This window comes from Photorhabdus heterorhabditis, assembly GCF_018448905.1.
GTDB classification, from domain to species: Bacteria; Pseudomonadota; Gammaproteobacteria; order Enterobacterales; family Enterobacteriaceae; genus Photorhabdus; species Photorhabdus heterorhabditis.
Map to the genome: position 1 here is coordinate 1 of NZ_RCWA01000117.1, position 1,557 is coordinate 1,557.

The 1,557-nt window shown below is 36.9% G+C and carries 1 protein-coding gene and 1 pseudogene; both read left to right on the forward strand.

All coding sequences use genetic code 11. The features are described 5' to 3' along the window. A pseudogene (locus EAE89_RS22795) lies at positions 1-452 on the forward strand (hypothetical protein); the annotation flags it as partial. Between the two features lie 59 nt (positions 453-511). Next, positions 512-1,372 (forward strand): hypothetical protein, encoded by an 861-nt coding sequence (locus tag EAE89_RS22800; RefSeq protein ID WP_244866751.1) that lies wholly within the window; start codon positions 512-514, stop codon positions 1,370-1,372. Positions 1,373-1,557: the final 185 nt, after the last annotated feature.

The following is a 1,557-nucleotide window of genomic DNA, read 5'->3' on the forward strand; positions in this document are numbered from 1 at the left end:
GGAATGGGGCCTATCTGGGGGCACAATTAGATATGATTCTGGAGGGCGCGTTAAATCTGTCATTTAAATATGCCAGCAATGAGGAGAGGGAAATGGAATTTCAACTGGGGGATATGGTGAAAGGGACATTAGCGATTAGAGCAGAAACTAATATACAGGTGGGGTTTAAATATTATCTGGTGGAGGGTTATTTTAAAGCGGATGCAGATATTGAAGCGCAGGGATGCTTTGAACTGGATAAGCAGGATAAGGGGTTATATCTGGTGTTTTTCCATGAGGGCATCACTGCCAGTTATTATGTGGAGTTTGGGATGGGGAAAAGTACAACTAAAAATATCGGTAGTTCTGCTGGGAAAAGAAATAAGGAGGATGATAAAAAACAAAAAACATGGGAGATATATCCGAAGCTACCAAAAGAAAAATCGACATATAAACTGAGGTTATCGCAATGAAAAAATTCGTTCTATTTTTTATGACCCTATTTTCATTATCAGTTTATGGGAAAAACACTATGGATAAAGTTAAATATATCACTTACTTAGAAACAAACCGTGCTTATTGTGTTCTCAGAGTCAATGGGATTTATACTTTAAGCAATCTGGGCTCAAGGACCGGCACTATATCAACGGGTTACAATATTGCACCATTATTGCGAAATGGTAAGAATACTATTTATATCGAAATGGCTCCGTTTATTGATGTAGACGAGAAATATGTTTATCAAGAAAAAGGTACTGAGTGTAAGGTTAAACTGGTAAGGGTAACGCCTTATGAATCTGATGAAATGACTAATATTATCACCAGTGTGGCAGATAAAAATGGCACGTTGGAACCAACCAGTATGAAATCCGTTAATTTTAATGTTGATACCGCTAACTATAGCAAAATTAAGGAGAAAGATCTTAAAGGTAGAGGGTTTTATTATGCAGAGCGAACCGTAACATTAAATGATTTGCCTGTTTGGGCTTGGACTACAGCTATGCCTTTGCCAGAAACAGAAATCAGTACCGAACTGGTTAAAAAAGCCTATGAAGATATTTGGCAAATATTGAAAAATCAGGACTTAACGGCACTGAAATCAGCTTATCAGTTAACGTTGCATGAGGAATCTCAGGCTAATGACAGTACTGAGCAAATCGATTTTGATTCGCTGGATTTTAAACATTACTTTGATAAAGGCTATCAGGCTGTACCGATAGACTGGAGTAAATATAAATTGGTGCGCTATATGGATGGCCGATTATTCCGGTTTGAAGTTAAAGATGGGATACAATCTCCTCTGTTAATTGAGGACAAAAATAATAGTGAAAATGGTCAAACATTTAACCCTCTCTTCTCTTTAATCAATGGAAAAGTGGTGATTTCAAGATAGCTATGGTTTGTTTTAACTCACTCAGTATTAACTGTTTTTGCAGTTAATACTGAGAAAGAAGGAAAAAATATGCTTTCAGTTAATATGCGTAGTGCGGTTTGTGATTGCAAAATCCCGGACCCCTGTATTCACAAATTAGTGTTAAAAGTCGGTAAACGGGTTTTCAATTATAACCAGATTGAACC